11 protein-coding genes are annotated in these 13663 nt (G+C 70.8%); 6 read left to right on the forward strand and 5 right to left on the reverse strand.

From position 1 onward, the window contains the following. Positions 1-4 precede the first annotated feature (4 nt). From FH610_RS01620 to FH610_RS01630, 3 genes are all read right to left on the reverse strand, one after another. Complete coding sequence (locus FH610_RS01620) at positions 5-265, reverse strand: winged helix-turn-helix domain-containing protein (RefSeq protein WP_139572409.1); 261 nt, start codon at positions 263-265, stop codon at positions 5-7. 65 nt (positions 266-330) lie between these two features. Then, positions 331-1551 carry an MFS transporter gene (locus FH610_RS01625; RefSeq protein WP_139572410.1) on the reverse strand — a complete coding sequence of 407 codons (1221 nt, stop codon included), beginning with the start codon at positions 1549-1551 and terminating at the stop codon, positions 331-333. A gap of 498 nt (positions 1552-2049) precedes the next feature. Continuing rightward, a complete protein-coding gene (locus FH610_RS01630) occupies positions 2050-2829 on the reverse strand; it encodes a DeoR/GlpR family DNA-binding transcription regulator (RefSeq protein ID WP_139572411.1) in 780 nt (259 codons plus the stop codon). Between the two features lie 70 nt (positions 2830-2899). Here FH610_RS01630 and FH610_RS01635 point away from each other — a divergent pair, with 70 nt between their 5' ends. Further along, entirely contained in the window at positions 2900-3904 is a 1005-nt protein-coding gene (locus FH610_RS01635) for a helix-turn-helix transcriptional regulator (RefSeq protein ID WP_139572412.1), read from the forward strand. Between the two features lie 47 nt (positions 3905-3951). On the opposite strand, the gene FH610_RS01640 is transcribed toward FH610_RS01635, so the two are convergent. Continuing rightward, entirely contained in the window at positions 3952-4893 is a 942-nt protein-coding gene (locus tag FH610_RS01640) for an RNA polymerase sigma-70 factor (protein WP_139572413.1), read from the reverse strand. A gap of 204 nt (positions 4894-5097) precedes the next feature. On the opposite strand from FH610_RS01640, the gene FH610_RS01645 reads away from it, so the two are divergent. Further along, on the forward strand, positions 5098-5841 hold the full coding sequence (locus FH610_RS01645) for an SDR family oxidoreductase (protein WP_139572414.1): 744 nt from the start codon (positions 5098-5100) through the stop codon (positions 5839-5841). Positions 5842-5961: 120 nt separating this feature from the next. Here FH610_RS01645 and helR read toward each other — a convergent pair whose 3' ends face one another. After that, complete coding sequence (gene helR / locus FH610_RS01650; protein ID WP_139572415.1) at positions 5962-8109, reverse strand: RNA polymerase recycling motor ATPase HelR; 2148 nt, start codon at positions 8107-8109, stop codon at positions 5962-5964. Positions 8110-8486: 377 nt separating this feature from the next. Between helR and FH610_RS01655 the strand changes: the two genes are divergently transcribed. The 4 genes from FH610_RS01655 to FH610_RS01670 all read left to right on the forward strand — a co-directional run bounded on the left by FH610_RS01655 (position 8487) and on the right by FH610_RS01670 (position 13560). Continuing rightward, complete coding sequence (locus tag FH610_RS01655; protein WP_240808688.1) at positions 8487-9125, forward strand: LysE family translocator; 639 nt, start codon at positions 8487-8489, stop codon at positions 9123-9125. Next, positions 9122-9865, forward strand: a complete 744-nt coding sequence (locus tag FH610_RS01660; protein ID WP_139572416.1) for an alpha/beta fold hydrolase — start codon at positions 9122-9124, stop codon at positions 9863-9865. Before FH610_RS01655 ends, FH610_RS01660 begins: the two co-directional genes overlap by 4 nt. A 180-nt stretch (positions 9866-10045) precedes the next feature. Further along, positions 10046-11791, forward strand: coding sequence for an ABC transporter ATP-binding protein (locus tag FH610_RS01665; RefSeq protein WP_240808689.1), 1746 nt, complete (start codon positions 10046-10048; stop codon positions 11789-11791). Next, positions 11788-13560: an ABC transporter ATP-binding protein gene (locus FH610_RS01670; RefSeq protein WP_139572418.1), complete on the forward strand. Its 1773-nt coding sequence runs from the start codon at positions 11788-11790 to the stop codon at positions 13558-13560. Before FH610_RS01665 ends, FH610_RS01670 begins: the two co-directional genes overlap by 4 nt. The last annotated feature ends 103 nt before the right edge of the window (positions 13561-13663 follow it).

Below are 13663 nucleotides of genomic sequence, written 5' to 3' on the forward strand. Positions count from 1 at the left end.
CCGCTCAGCCGCCGCCCGTCTCCTCGGCCCGGGTGGACACGTACGCCCCCTGTCCCTCGATCGTGTACACGAGGCCCTCGCCGCTGAGCACCTCGACGGCGCGGCGGACGTCCTCGGGGGCGAACCCGTGCTCGCGCACGAGGCGCTCCTCGGACGGCAGGGGGCGGTCGGGCTCGATCCGGCCGTGGACTATCTCCTCGCGGAGCATCGCCGCGAGCCGCCGGTGCGCGGGGACCGGCTCGTCGGGATCGCTGGTGACGGCCACGCCCCACCACTGCCCGGCTCCGCCCGATCCAACCCTCGGCTCACGCGCCGTACACGGCGCACGCCTCAATCGCGGGCGGGCTCGGCATGGCGTTCGGTCGCGGGTTCGGGACGGGGCGAGCGCATCGCCGGAGCGGTGAGAGCCACGAACAACGCGAGCACGGCGGGCACCAGCAGCGCGTGCGGAAGGGTGACGGCCTCGGCCAGGCCGCCGATGAGAACGGGCCCGGCGAGGAAGCCGGTGTAGCCGAGGCTCGCCACGGCGGCGAGCGCGCGGCCCGACTGGGCCGGATCGCGGTGTCCGGCGGCCGAGAACACCTGCGGGATGATGCACGACAGGCCCGCGCCGAACAGGCCGAAGCCGACGACCCCGGCAACCGGGTCGCCGGCGACGATCCCGGCCGCGAGACCGGCCCCGGCGAGACCTCCGCAGCAGCGCACCAGCGTGACCGGCCCCAGCCAGGCGGCGAGGCGGTCCCCGGCGAACCGGCCGGCCGTCATCATGATCGAGAACGCGGCGTACGCGGCCGCGGCGAAGCCGGGGGAGGAGCCGAGGTTGTCGCGCAGGTAGACCGAGCCCCAGTCGGCCGCGGCGCCTTCGCCGATCATGCAGCAGAACGCGAGGACGCCGAGAAGCAGCACACCGCCGCCGACGCGCCGGCGCGCGGGTCCGCCTGCGGGGGAGCCCGCCTGCGCCGCCTCCCGCGCCGGGTCGTCGCGCGTCGCCCAGCGGCCGCTCAGCAGGGCGATGAGCAGGATCGCCGCGCCCATCGCCGCGAAGGTGACGCCCGGGCTCATCCCGGCGTGGGCGAACATGCCTCCGGCGGACGCTCCGGCGAACCCTCCGACGCTGAACACCGCGTGGAAGGACGACATCATCGATTTCCCCGACGCCCGCTCCACCACCACGGCGTTGGCGTTCATCGCGACGTCGAGCGTGCCGCTGACCGCACCGAACGCGAACAGGGAGAGAGCGAGCGCCGGCAGGCTCGGCATGTAGGCGGGAACCACGAGGACGAGGCCCTGGGCGATGGCCACCGGCAGCATGGTCCGGTAGCTGCCGTAGCGGTCCACCAACCTGCCGACGACCTGCATGCCGGTGATGGCGCCGGCCGCGATGCCGAGCAGCCCCAGGCTGAGCGCGCCGTCGCTCAGCCGCAGGTCCGCCTTGATGGCGGGGATCCGGCTTGTCCAGGTGCCGATGGCCATGCCGGCCAGCAGGAACAGTCCGTAGACGGCCACGCGAGCGCGCAGGAGCGCCGGGCGGGCGAGGGCGGACAGGGCCATGTGGTGCTCCTCAGGGCGCTGAGAGGTTCGTACCGGAAGGTTCGTCTGTGTTGTCGCGGGCGTTGTCGCGGGCGTTGTCGCGGGCGTTGCCGCGGGTGTTGTGGCGGAGAGTGATCGCGGACGGTGGCCGGAGAGAGCGGTGGCCGGTGCGGGGCTCCGGGCATCGGGTCCGGCACGCTCGCATGTGGTCGGGGGGCGTGCGATGGAGAGCTGTGTGGACAGGCTCGGTGAAGCGGTTGCGCCGGCGAGCTGTGCGAACGATCAGGGGAGGTGTTCGCGCCTCCTTCGCGAGGACGTCCGGCCTGGCGACCGCCCCGGAGCGGGGGGCTCGGGAGCGGGACTTCGTGGAGCGGGATCTGGGGGGTGTTCCGGCCTCACGCATCCGTCTGACCCGAGGTCGGGCGCGGGTGCGACCCCCGGACGGCGGCACCCTGTGACCTGGACCGGCGCGACCCGGACCGACCTGACATGGACGGCGCCGGTTCCCGCAGGGGATGCTCAGGTGACCGGAACGGAGGCGGGGACGGTGCGCACGGCGACGCCGGCGGCGGTGAGAGCGTCGTGCTGGTCCCGGGGGATGTCCTCGTCGGTGACGACCACGTCGAGCCGATCGAGCCCGCAGACCGCGCCGAACGCCGTACGGGTGAACTTGCCAGAGTCGCACGCGACGACGACGCGGCGGGCCGAGGCGATCGCGGCCTTTTTGATGGCCACCTCGGGCAGGTCGTGCGCGGTCAGGCCGTGTTCGGCCGACAGGCCGCAGCAGCCGATCACCGCGGTGTCGAACCGGAGGGCCTTGATCGACGTCTCGGTGAGCGGTCCCACGAAGTTCATCTCCCCGTGCCGCACCTCGCCACCGGGCAGGACCAGGCGGATGCGGGGTGCGCCCGCCAGCTCCTGCGCCGCCTGCAGTGCCAGCGGCAGGATGGTCAGGCGGCGCTCGTGCACGGCTCTGGCGACTTCGAGCGCGGTCGTGCCGCCGTCGAGCAGCACGGCCTCGCCGTCGGCCAGCAGACCGGCGACCTCGGCGCCGATGCGGCGCTTGGCGTCGATCGCCTCTCGCTCGCGCACGCCGAACGGCGGCTCCTCGCCGCGCAACAGCAGGCTCAGGGCGCCGCCGCGAACCCGCCGGACCACCCCTTGCTGGGCGAGCTCGTCCAGGTCACGCCGGATGGTCATCTCCGAGACACCATATGCCAGCGCCAGTTCGGCCACGGAGACGCTGTCGGACGTACGCAGCGCGTTCATGATGGCCCGGATCCGATCAGCACTTTCCATGCGTGCATTTGAACACAGCCGATGTGCGAAAGCAAATAAATCTACTTTGTAAAGGTGGCACACTGGTCACATGCGCGCGAGCCGGTTGCTGTCCCTGCTGCTCCTCCTGCAGACGCGCGGCAGGATGACCGCCACCGAAATCGCCGAGGAGCTGGAGGTGTCGGTCCGCACGGTCTACAGGGACGTCGAAGCCCTGTCGGCCGCCGGCGTGCCCGTCTACGCCGACCGTGGGCCGCTCGGCGGATACCGGCTGCTCGACGGCTACCGTACCCGCCTGAACGGGCTCACCGTGGAGGAGGCGTCCTCGCTGTTCCTGGCCGGCCTGCCCGGCCCGGCCGCCGAACTCGGGCTCGCCGACTTCGCCGCGGCGGCGGAGCTGAAGCTGCTGGCCGCGCTGCCGCCCGAACCCCGTTCCCATGCGGCCAGGATGCGGGAGAGGTTCCACCTCGACGTGCCGGGCTGGTATCGCGGCGCCGACGAGGCGCCGTTCCTGACGGAGGTCGCCGAGGCGGTGTGGGAGGAGCGGGTCCTCCGGTTGCGCTACCGCCGGTGGGGGCCGACCGTGGTGGAACGGCTCGTGCATCCCTACGGGCTGGTTCTCAAGGGTGGTTCCTGGTATCTCGCCGCCGCCTGCTCGGGCACGGTGCGGACCTACCGGGTGGGCCGGATCATCGAGGCCGAGCTGCTGCCGGAGCGCTTCGAACGGCCGCATGACTTCGATCTCGCCGATTTCTGGCGCGGTTTCGCCGCGGAGTTCGCCTCACGCATGTACACGGCCGAGGCGGTGGTGCGGCTCGCGCCGGGCGCGGAGGACCTGCTCCGATACACCCTCGGGGGAGACGTGGTCGACAAGGCGCTGGCCGACGGGCAGCCGGAGCCCGGCGGCTGGACCCGGCTGACGCTGCCGATCGAGTCCCTCACGCACGCCCGGTGGCTGTTCCTGCGCATGGGCGCCCTCGTCGAGGTGCTGGAGCCGGCCGACCTCCGCGCGCTGATGGCCGAGGCCGTCGCGGACCTGTCCCGCATGTACGGCGCGGTCCCGGAGGGCGATCCCGGCGCCGCCCACGAAAGCTGAAGCGACCGGAACCGGGTCCCGGCGCGGACTGCCGGGTCGTTCCGGTCTCAGCGGCTCAGCGCGGTCTGTCGTTCCACACGCGACAGCTTGTGGGGATTGCGGATGAAGTAGACCCCGGCGACGAGGCCCTCCTCGATTCGCATCGCCACGACGCCGTCGATCTCCCCGTTGATCCGCATGACGAGACCCGGGTGGCCGTTGACCTGCACCGGCTCGACCGACACCTCGGTGCCGAACCTGTCCAGGCCGGCGGCCAGGAGACGAGCCACCTTGCCGGCCCCCACGACGGGCTGGGCCAGGGCCTTCTTGATTCCGCCGCCGTCGCTCAGGAGGACGACGTCGGGGGCGAGGATGTCGAGCAGGCGTTGCAGGTCGCCGGTTTCGACCGCTCGTTGGAAGGCCTGGAGCGCGGCTCGGGTCTCGTTGGGGGAGACGACGTCGCGGGGCCGGCGGGCGGCGACGTGCGCCCGTGCGCGGTGGGCGATCTGGCGGACCGCGGCCTGGCTCTTGCCGACGGCTTCGGCGATCTCGTCGTAATCGAGGTCGAAGACCTCGCGCAGCACGAACACCGCCCGCTCGGTCGGCGCGAGCGTCTCCAGCACCAGCAGCATCGCCATCGAGACGCTGTCGGCCAGCTCGACGTCCTCGGCCACGTCGGGAGTGGTGAGCAGCGGCTCGGGCAGCCACGGCCCGACGTAGGACTCCCTGCGCCGGCCGAGCGTACGCAACCGGATCAGCGCCTGGCGGGTGGCGATCCGCACCAGGTAGGCACGCTGATCCCGCACCGTGTCCAGATCGACGCCCGCCCACCGCAGCCAGGTCTCCTGCAGCACGTCCTCGGCGTCGGCGGCCGAACCGAGCATCTCGTAGGCGACGGTGAACAAAAGCTTGCGATGGGCGACGAACACCTCGATGGCCGCTTCCGCGGCGGAGTCCGCGGGTTCCCCATAGGAAAGCGGCTCGGCTGCGTCCACCTGTCCCCCGCTCATCACCGGCTCCTGCCTGATCGCTCTCGACTGTGCCCCACATTAAGGCCACACGCACAAGATGCCGCTCCTCGCGGCTCTGTGACTCCCGCGACCGGTGGCGTACGTCACATCGCCGTGCTGTCACAGAGAGGTGGACGCCGGCATCTCGTGTTTGTCAGGACGCCGCGCCAACGAGCGGCACGCGACTCCACGGAATGAGGACGGATGACGAACTCGGAGCAGACCTCGGTGCTGATCACCGGAGGCAACAAGGGACTCGGTTTCGAAGCGGCCCGGCGGCTCGGGGAAGAGGGGTGGACGATCTTTCTCGGCTCGCGTGACGAGGACCGGGGGCGTGCGGCCGCTGACAAGCTGACCGCCGGTGGCGTCAACGTGGTCATGGTCCCGCTGGACGTGACCTCGGACGAGTCGGTGGCCGGCGCCGTACGGCTCGTCCGGGAGCACACCGACCGGCTGGACGTCCTGATCAACAACGCGGGCGCGCCGGGAAGGGTCGTCGCGCCCGCGGACGCGACGGCGGACGAGATCCATTCCGTCTACGAGACCAACGTGTACGGACCGATCAGGGTCACGCACGCGTTCCTTCCCCTGCTACAGGCGGCGGACCACCCGCGCGTGGTGATGGTGTCCAGCGCCGGCGGCTCCTTCGCGGTCGTGACCGATCCGGAGCAGCCGGTCTCGAGAATGCACGAGCTCGCCTACAGCTCGTCGAAGGCGGCGCTGAACATGATCACCGTCCGGTACGCCCAGGCGCTCCCGAAGATCAAGTTCAATGCGACCACTCCCGGAGAAGTCGCCAACCGCACGTTCGCCGCCACCGACATGAACAATCACACCGGCCAGCTGACGGTTACCGAGGGCACCGACTCGATCGTCGAACTCGCGATGATCGACGCCGACGGGCCGACGGGGATCTTCACCGACCGCCTCGGTCCCATCGCGTGGTGACCGCCGTGCACCTGGCGACTTCGTGATCGCCTCAGGTGAGGGGGAGCAGGGGCCCGGCTCGTGCGATACGAGCCGGGCTCCGTCCCGAGCCGGACATGGCCGTCGCCCGCCCGGCCGGCGTCAGGAGCTCGAAAGGATGACGAGTCGCTGGGTCGCGCGGGTCATGGCGACGTAGCGGTCGACCGCTCCTTCGATGCCCTCGCCGAACCTCTCCGGGTCGATGAGGACGACCAGGTCGAACTCGAGCCCCTTCGACAGCTCCGGGGTCAGCGACCTGACGCGGGAGGTCCCCTCGAACGCGGGATCGCCGATGACGCAGGCGGTCCCTTCGGCGTGCTCGGCGAGCCAGGTGTCGAGAATCGCGCTCAGCTCCGAAACGGATCCGTGTACGACGGGGACGCCGCCGCTGCGGATGGAGGTCGGCACGTTGGCGTCCGGGAGCGCGGCCCTGATGACCGGCTCGGCCTCCGCCATGACCTCTTCCGGCGTCCGGTAGTTGATGCTCAGAGAGGCGAGTTCGATCCGGTCGAGCCCGATCCGCTTGAGCCGTTCCTGCCACGACTCGGTGAACCCGTGCCTGGCCTGGGCGCGGTCCCCGACGATGGTGAAGCTCCGGGACGGGCAGCGGAGCAGCAGCATCTGCCACTCCGCGTCGGTGAGCTCCTGAGCCTCGTCCACGACGATGTGCGCGAACGGGCCGGCGAGCACGTCCGGGTCGAGGGCGGGCAGCTCGGACTCGTCGACCAGATTTCGCTGGAGGTCCTCCCGGCGCAGCTGCGTCACGAGGCCTTCACCGTCGTCATCGGCCTCGATCAGGTTGTCGACGACCTGGGCCATGTGCTCGCGTTGGGCGGCGAGAGCGGCGTCGCGCCGGCGCTTGCGCCGTGACGCCTCCGGGTCGCCGAGCCGCTGTCGTGCCGCGTCCAGGAGCGGCAGATCGGACACCGTCCAGGCCTGGGCGTCCGCGCGCTGCAGCTTCCGAATCTCCTCGGGGCTGAGCCAGGGTGCGCACAGCCGCAGGTAGGCGGGCACCGACCAGAGGTCTCCGACGAGATCGGTCGGTTCGATCAGCGGCCACGCGCGGTTGAAGGTCGTGAGCAGCTCCCTGTCGCGCAGCAGCGACTTGCGGACCAGGTCAGGCGGCGCGTCGCCGTCGTACTTGTCCACCAGGATGGTGAGCAGCTCCTCCCAGATCTGGTCGCGCGCCTCGTTGTGCGGAGTGCCCGGGTCGGGTGCTTCGAACGCCTCGGCCCAATCTTCGGCGCTCAGCCAGAGGCCGGACCAGGGGGTCGTGACCGTCATCCCCTTGGTGGGCGGATTCTCGTAGAACCTGACGGCCGGCTCGATCGCCTTCACCAGATCCGCGGACGACTTCAGGCGGGCCACGTCCGGGTCGGTCTCGATCGTCGCCGCCGCTCCCTCGGGGACGAGATCCCGCAGGGTGCAGGTCTGCACGCCCTCTTCTCCGAGGCTGGGCAGGACGTCGGCGACGTACGCCAGGTAGGGCTGGTGCGGGCCGACGAACAGCACGCCGCCACGGCGGTGACCGAGGCGAGGATCGGAGTAGAGGAGATAGGCGGAGCGATGCAGAGCGACGACGGTCTTCCCCGTTCCCGGACCGCCGTCGACGACGAGAGCGCCCCGGGATCCCGCGCGGATGATGGCGTCTTGGTCGGCCTGGATGGTGCCGAGCACGTCGCGCATCCGCGGCGACCGGCTACTGCCCAGGCTGGCGATGAAAGCGGACTGGTCGTCGAGCGCGGCGTGTCCCTCGAACCCGTCCGGGGTGAACACCTCGTCCCAGTAGTCGCTGATCCGGCCGCGGCTCCACCGATACCTGCGGCGGCTCGTCAGACCCATCGGATTGGCGTGGGTGGCTCCGAAGAACGGCTCGGCCGCGGGGGAGCGCCAGTCGAGCAGCAGCCGGCGACCCGCGCTGTCGGTGAGGCCGAGCCGTCCGATGTACACGGGCTCGGGGTCGTCCTCGCCGACCATGTGCCCGAGGCACAGGTCCAGACCGAAACGACGCAGCACGCGCAGGCGAGCGGTCAGCCGATGGACCTCCAGATCCCGGTCCATCGCCTGCCGGCCCTTGCCACCGGGTGCCTTGAGCTCGGCCTCGAGGCGGTCGGTCAGGTCGGCGATCGACTGTTCGAGGCTCTCCGCGATGGCTGCGAAGTGCTGCTCGTCGGCGGCGATCAGCCTCGGATCGGCCTTGTGGGAGAGGCGGTCGGGAAGGTCGAACGCGCTGGTGGGCAGCGGGTTCACGTCATCAGCTCCGATCTGGGTTGCTTGCACCGTTACGCGCACTGAGGCGCCCGAACCGCCGTGACGACCTGGTGACCATGACGGGTGACGCTCCCCGCCTGACCCATACATCGACGACACCACACGCACGTCGCATCCCCCGTTTTCCGCATGCGCTGCTTCCGGCCGACGATTGTGCGGCACGACCGGGGTCTTGCCGCAAGCCCCCCTGTCCGCTATACGTTGAGAATGGAAGGGAGTGGGGAGTCCCCTTCCCTTGCTGTTCGCTCCGGACAGCCGACCCTCCTGCTGCCCCATCGCCCTTCGGCCGCGCCGGCGCGGTGCACCGGGTGGGAAAGCGGTTGCGGCGCTCGGACCCCCACCGTAACGATGAGCACGTGATCTGGTTCGCTTTCGTCGGTTCCTGCCTCCTGCTCGCGATGATCCCGGGTGTCAGCACCGCGGTGATCCTGCGGCAGACGCTCAGGGCCGGGCGCTCGTCCGGAGTCGCCGCCCTCCTCGGCAACGAAACCGGCATCTTCCTGTGGGCGATGGCCGCCGTGTTCGGTTTATCGGCGCTGGTCGTGGCCTCGGAGGTGGCCTACGGCGCGATGAAGGCGGTGGGTGCGGCGCTCCTGATCGTGATGGGCGTCCAGTCGTTGTGGAAGGCCAGGCGCGCGCCGGCGGCCCTCGACGCGTCCGTGCCGTACGGCGGGGACGAGGTGCGGACCGCGGACGGATGGCGCCGCTCGTACGGTCTGGGGCTCGCCACGTGCGGCGCCAACCCCAAGGCCGCCGTGTTCGCGATGTCGTTCCTGCCGCAGTTCGTGCCCCAGGGCGCTCACGTGCCGCTGACGCTGACGATGCTCGCGGCGATCTGGGTGGTCGTGGACGTCGTCTGGTACGTCGCGGTGATCTGGCTGATCGGCCGGGCCGGTGCCGTGCTCGGCAGACCCGCGGTCCGCCGCCGTCTGGAACAGGTGTCGGGGACGGTCCTGGTCGCCCTCGGCGTCCGCGTCGCGCTGGAGGCCCGGTGACTGTCTGGCACGAGGAACGGGGCTCCGGTGAGCCCGTCGTCCTGCTGCACTCCGGCGTCGCCGACTCGGGCATGTGGGATCCCCAGTGGGAGCCGTTGGGGGAGCGGTTCCGCGTCATCCGGCTCGACTTCCGGGGGCACGGGCGCACACCGTGCGCCGCGGAGGGGCCCTACTCGGACGCCGGCGACGTCGCGGACCTGCTCGCGGCGCTCGGGCTGCGCCGGGTCGGGCTCGTCGGATCGTCGTACGGCGGGCGGGTCGCGCTGGAGCTCGCGACGGCCCATCCCGATCTCGTGTCGCGGCTCGTACTGCTGAACGCGGGCTGCGGCCTGCCTCCGACCCCCGACCTTGAGGCGTTCGGGGGAGAGGAGGACCGGCTGATCGAGGCGGGCGACGTCGGGGGAGCGGTGGACCTCAACGTCCGCACGTGGCTGGGTCCCGAGGCGGACGAGCCGGCCAGGGCGCGGCTGGCGGCGATGCAGCGGCACGCGTTCGAGGTGCAACTGGCCGCCGATCCGCAGCCCGAGCGGCGGAGGGAACCGATCGACCTGACGGTGGTCACCGCGCCGACGCTGGTGGTGACGGGCGGCCATGACCTGCCGTACTTCCGCGAGAGCGGGCGTCACATTGCGGAGGCGCTTCCGGACGCGACGCTGCTCGACCTCGACTGGGCCGGTCACCTGCCGAGCCTGGAGCGCCCCGCCGAGGTCGCCCGTCTGCTGGCCGGTTTCCTTTCCTGATCTACTTTGTAAAGGCGTCCGCTTCTTGCAAAACAAAGGAGTCGCCGCGACATCCGCAAAAACCCAGCAGACAAGGCCAGAGGGGCAGGCGTGACCGCGCATACGAGTCGGCTGCCGCCTCCGGCGACGCGGTGGGTGATACCCGCCCTGGTCGGATGTTCCTTCTCCGTGGCACCGGCCTTGACCACCCTGACCGCGGTCTTGGCCGTCCTCGCCGGTGCGGCCCCGGTCGGCATCACCATTGGGATCGGTGAGCTGGTGGACGGGCTCACCGCGGCGATCGGCCAAGGGCTGGGCACCCCGGCGGCGCGGGAGTGCTATCGCTGGGTCGTCCTCGTCGTCGTGCTGTTCTTCCTCACTCATATCACCGAGTCTGCGCGGACGGCTCTGGGCCGGGCACTCGGCCGCCGGGTCACCGGCCGGCTCAGCGAGCGAGTGATGATGGCCGCCTCCGGGCCGGCGACCGTCGGCCACCTCGAGGATCCGGCCCACCTCGGCCGGATCGAGCGCGCCCGGGGCAACGGGACCATCGACATGCCGCCCGGGGAAGCGATCTTCGGCTTCTCCACCAGGGCCTCGCTGTGGGTGACCAGCATCGGCTCCGCGGCTTTGCTTACCCGTGTCACCTGGGGGCTGGGGGTCATCGTCTTCGCCGTCTTCGTCGTGATCCACTCCCGGCTGGTCCGGAACTATCGGATCGCCGTCATCGAGACCGTGAGCCAGACGACGAAACTGCGCCGTACGTCCTACTTGCGGGACGTGCCGACCACGCCGGGTGTGGCCCGGGAAGTCCGTCTCTTCGGCCTCGCGGCCTTCTTCCGCGATGCCTACCAGTCGGAGTGGCGCGTGAACATGATGGAGGTCTGGCAACGGCGGCGTGAGCATCGCTTGTTCGTTGTCATCGTGGTCGTGGTCACCGGCGTCACGGTCGCCTCGGTTCTCTACTACCTGGGGTATCGGGCGGCAACCGGAGGCTCGACGGTGGGTGATCTGGCGCTCGGCGGCCTTGCCGTCCGGGCGCTCCTCCAGGTGCTCCGGGCGGACGAGGACGACCTCCGCATCGGCTTCGCCTCGAAGGCGGCCGCCGAGGCGTTGGCTTTTCCGGTCGTGGCGACGCCGGTTGGGCCGGACACCGGCTCCTGGCCGGCGCCGGTCGCGACCATCTCCTGCGAGGATCTGCGCTTCCGCTACGGTGGCGCCTCCGGCGAGGTGCTCCACGGCATCGACCTCGCCGTTCCCGCTGGTCAGTCGCTCGCCATCGTCGGTCTCAACGGGGCCGGCAAGACGACGCTGGCCCGGCTCATCGCCGGCCTGGACGCTCCGAGCGGGGGGTGCGTGCGCGTCGGTGCGACCCCGATCGAGGACGCCAACCGCCGGAGCTGGCAGCGTCGGGTGGTCGCCGTCTTCCAGGACTTCGGCCGCTATGAGCTGTCCGTGCGGGACAACATCGCCTTCGGTTCCCTGGCCCATGCGGACGACGAGGAGGGCCTGCGGGCTGTGGCGCGCCAGGCCGGGCTCCTGAAGTTCATCGAGGGACTCCCGAACGGCTGGGACACGGTGATGTCCAGTGGCTTCGACGGCGGGGTCGACGCGTCGGGCGGCGAGTGGCAGCGCATCGCGATCGCCCGGGCACTGTTCGGCCTGCGGCACGGCGCACAGCTGTTGATCATGGACGAGCCGGCCGCGAGCCTTGACGCCCGCGCCGAGGCTCAGCTCTACGACACGTTCCACGAGCTCACCGCGGGCGCCACCACCATCGCGATCTCGCATCGGTTCGCGACCGTGCGCAAGGCGGAGCGGGTGGTCGTGCTCGATGACGGCCAGATCGTCGAGGACGGCACGCACGAGGATCTGATCACTGCCGACGGCCGGTATGCCGAGCTGTTCCGCCTGCAGGCGAAGCGTTTCGAGGAGACATCGTCTTGATCAGCGCGCTGCGCTTCGTCCTCACGACCGGACCCCGCATCGACTGGGTCCGGTCCTTGCTCGTGGTGGCGGTGGCGATTCTCGAACAGGTCACCGGGGTCGGCCTCGCAGTTCTGCTCGGACTGTTCAGCGAGGTGGCGAGCCGGCATTCGACCAGCGGTGCGGTGACACTCGCGCTGTGTGTGGCGATCTTCGTGATGCTCACCCAGGGCACCTTCATCGCCGGCTATTTCACCCGCCTTCGCCTGCAGGAGGAGATCCAGAACGAAGTCGAGCGCCAGTTCATCGACGTGGTCGGCACCACGCCGACGCTGGAGATCCACGAGCGTTCGAGCCGCTCGGAAAAGGCGGCGGCGGTCCGTGGTGCCCGGGGCGACATCGGGCCGGCCTTCGACCGGCTGCTGTGGCTGGCCGGAGCCGCACTGGCCCTGATCGCCTCGGCCGTCCTGATGGCCTCGGTCGTTCCCGTCCTCGCCGTACTGCCGCTTTTCGCCGTCCCCGCGGTGCTGGCCACTCAGGCGGCGGACAAGAAGCGCGGTCGGGCCGTGCAGCGCGCCATGCCCCGGACCCGGCTGGCCGGTCATCTGTTCACGCTCGCCACCACGGCCGCACCCGGTCGCGAGACCCGCCTCTTCGGACTGGCGAGCGAGCTGCGGCGCAGGCACCGCGAGGAGTGGGACTCCGGAGGCCGGGACATCGCCCGGACCGATCGACGGACCCGGGTGCCGGTCGCGCTGGCTTGGCTGTTCTTCGTGCTGGCGTACGCGGCCGCCATCGTCTTGATGGTGCGGGCCGGCCTGGCCGGCGACGCCTCGCTGGGCCTCGTCGTCGCGGCCATCGCCGTCGCGAGCCAGATCACCGGGCAGGTGCAGAGCTCGTTGACCTTGACCTTCTGGACGCTGGAGTCGCTTCGGGCAGCTCGGGCGTTCCTCGACGTGGTGGAGGACGGCGCCGTGGAGCGGGCGGCCGTCGTGCCGGCCACGCCGGTGACGGTGCCGGCCCGGCTGGAGGGCGGCATCAAGGTGGAGGGTCTCAGCTTCCAGTACTGGAACCGCGATCAGCCTTCACTGAACGACATCGACCTCGAGCTCCCGGCCGGCGCCGTGGTGGCCCTGGTCGGCGAGAACGGCGCGGGGAAGTCGACGCTCGTCAAGATGCTCGCCGGTCTCTACCGGCCGAGCGCGGGGCGCGTCCTGGTGGACGGGACCGATCTGGCGCAGTTCGCGCCGGAGGACTGGCGTGCCCGGATCACGGCGGCCTTCCAGGAGCCGGTACACATCGAGATGTCGCTGAAGGACACGATCGGGTTGGGCCGGCTCGAGCATCGCGACGACTCGGAGCGGATCCTCGAGGCGCTGCGGACGGCCAGCGGCGACAAGCTTCTCGCTTCGCTGCCCGAGGGCCTGGAGACCCGGCTCGGGCGAGAATCGTGGGACGGGAAGGGGCTGTCGGGGGGCCAGTGGCAGACGGTGGCCAACGCCCGGGCGGCGATGCGGCAGGCGCCGCTGCTGCGGGTCCTGGACGAGCCCTCTGCCAGTCTCGACGCACGGGCCGAGGAGTGGCTGTTTCAGCGGTACGCCGACTTGAGCCGCCTGGAGGGCGGGGTGACCATCCTCGTCACGCATCGCTTCACCACCGCCCGGGCGGCTGATCTCATCGTGGTTCTGGACGGCGGCCGGGTCGTCGAGGCCGGCACTCACGACACGCTGAGTGAGGCCGATGGACTTTACGCCGAGTTGTTCCGCCTGCAGGCCCGGTACTTCGTCTGAGCGCGTAGTCGAAGGTTGTGCATGTAACGCGCCCGGTTGGAGGGGCGTACCAACGCGAAGACCTCGACGTGCCGACAAGGGTTCGTCGCCAGGCGGCCTGAAC

Origin of the sequence: Microbispora catharanthi (assembly GCF_006334915.2) — a bacterium.
Classification (GTDB): domain Bacteria; phylum Actinomycetota; class Actinomycetes; order Streptosporangiales; family Streptosporangiaceae; genus Microbispora; species Microbispora catharanthi.

Excerpts from the sequence above, each read along its gene's own strand:
- FH610_RS01635 (WP_139572412.1), top strand. The coding sequence starts at position 2,900 with ATGCGCGCGAGCCGGTTGCTGTCCCTGCTGCTCCTCCTGCAGACGCGC.
- FH610_RS01625 (WP_139572410.1), bottom strand. The coding sequence starts at position 1,551 with ATGGCCCTGTCCGCCCTCGCCCGCCCGGCGCTCCTGCGCGCTCGCGTG.
- FH610_RS01640 (WP_139572413.1), bottom strand. The coding sequence starts at position 4,893 with ATGAGCGGGGGACAGGTGGACGCAGCCGAGCCGCTTTCCTATGGGGAA.
- FH610_RS01630 (WP_139572411.1), bottom strand. The coding sequence starts at position 2,829 with ATGGAAAGTGCTGATCGGATCCGGGCCATCATGAACGCGCTGCGTACG.
- FH610_RS01645 (WP_139572414.1), top strand. The coding sequence starts at position 5,098 with ATGACGAACTCGGAGCAGACCTCGGTGCTGATCACCGGAGGCAACAAG.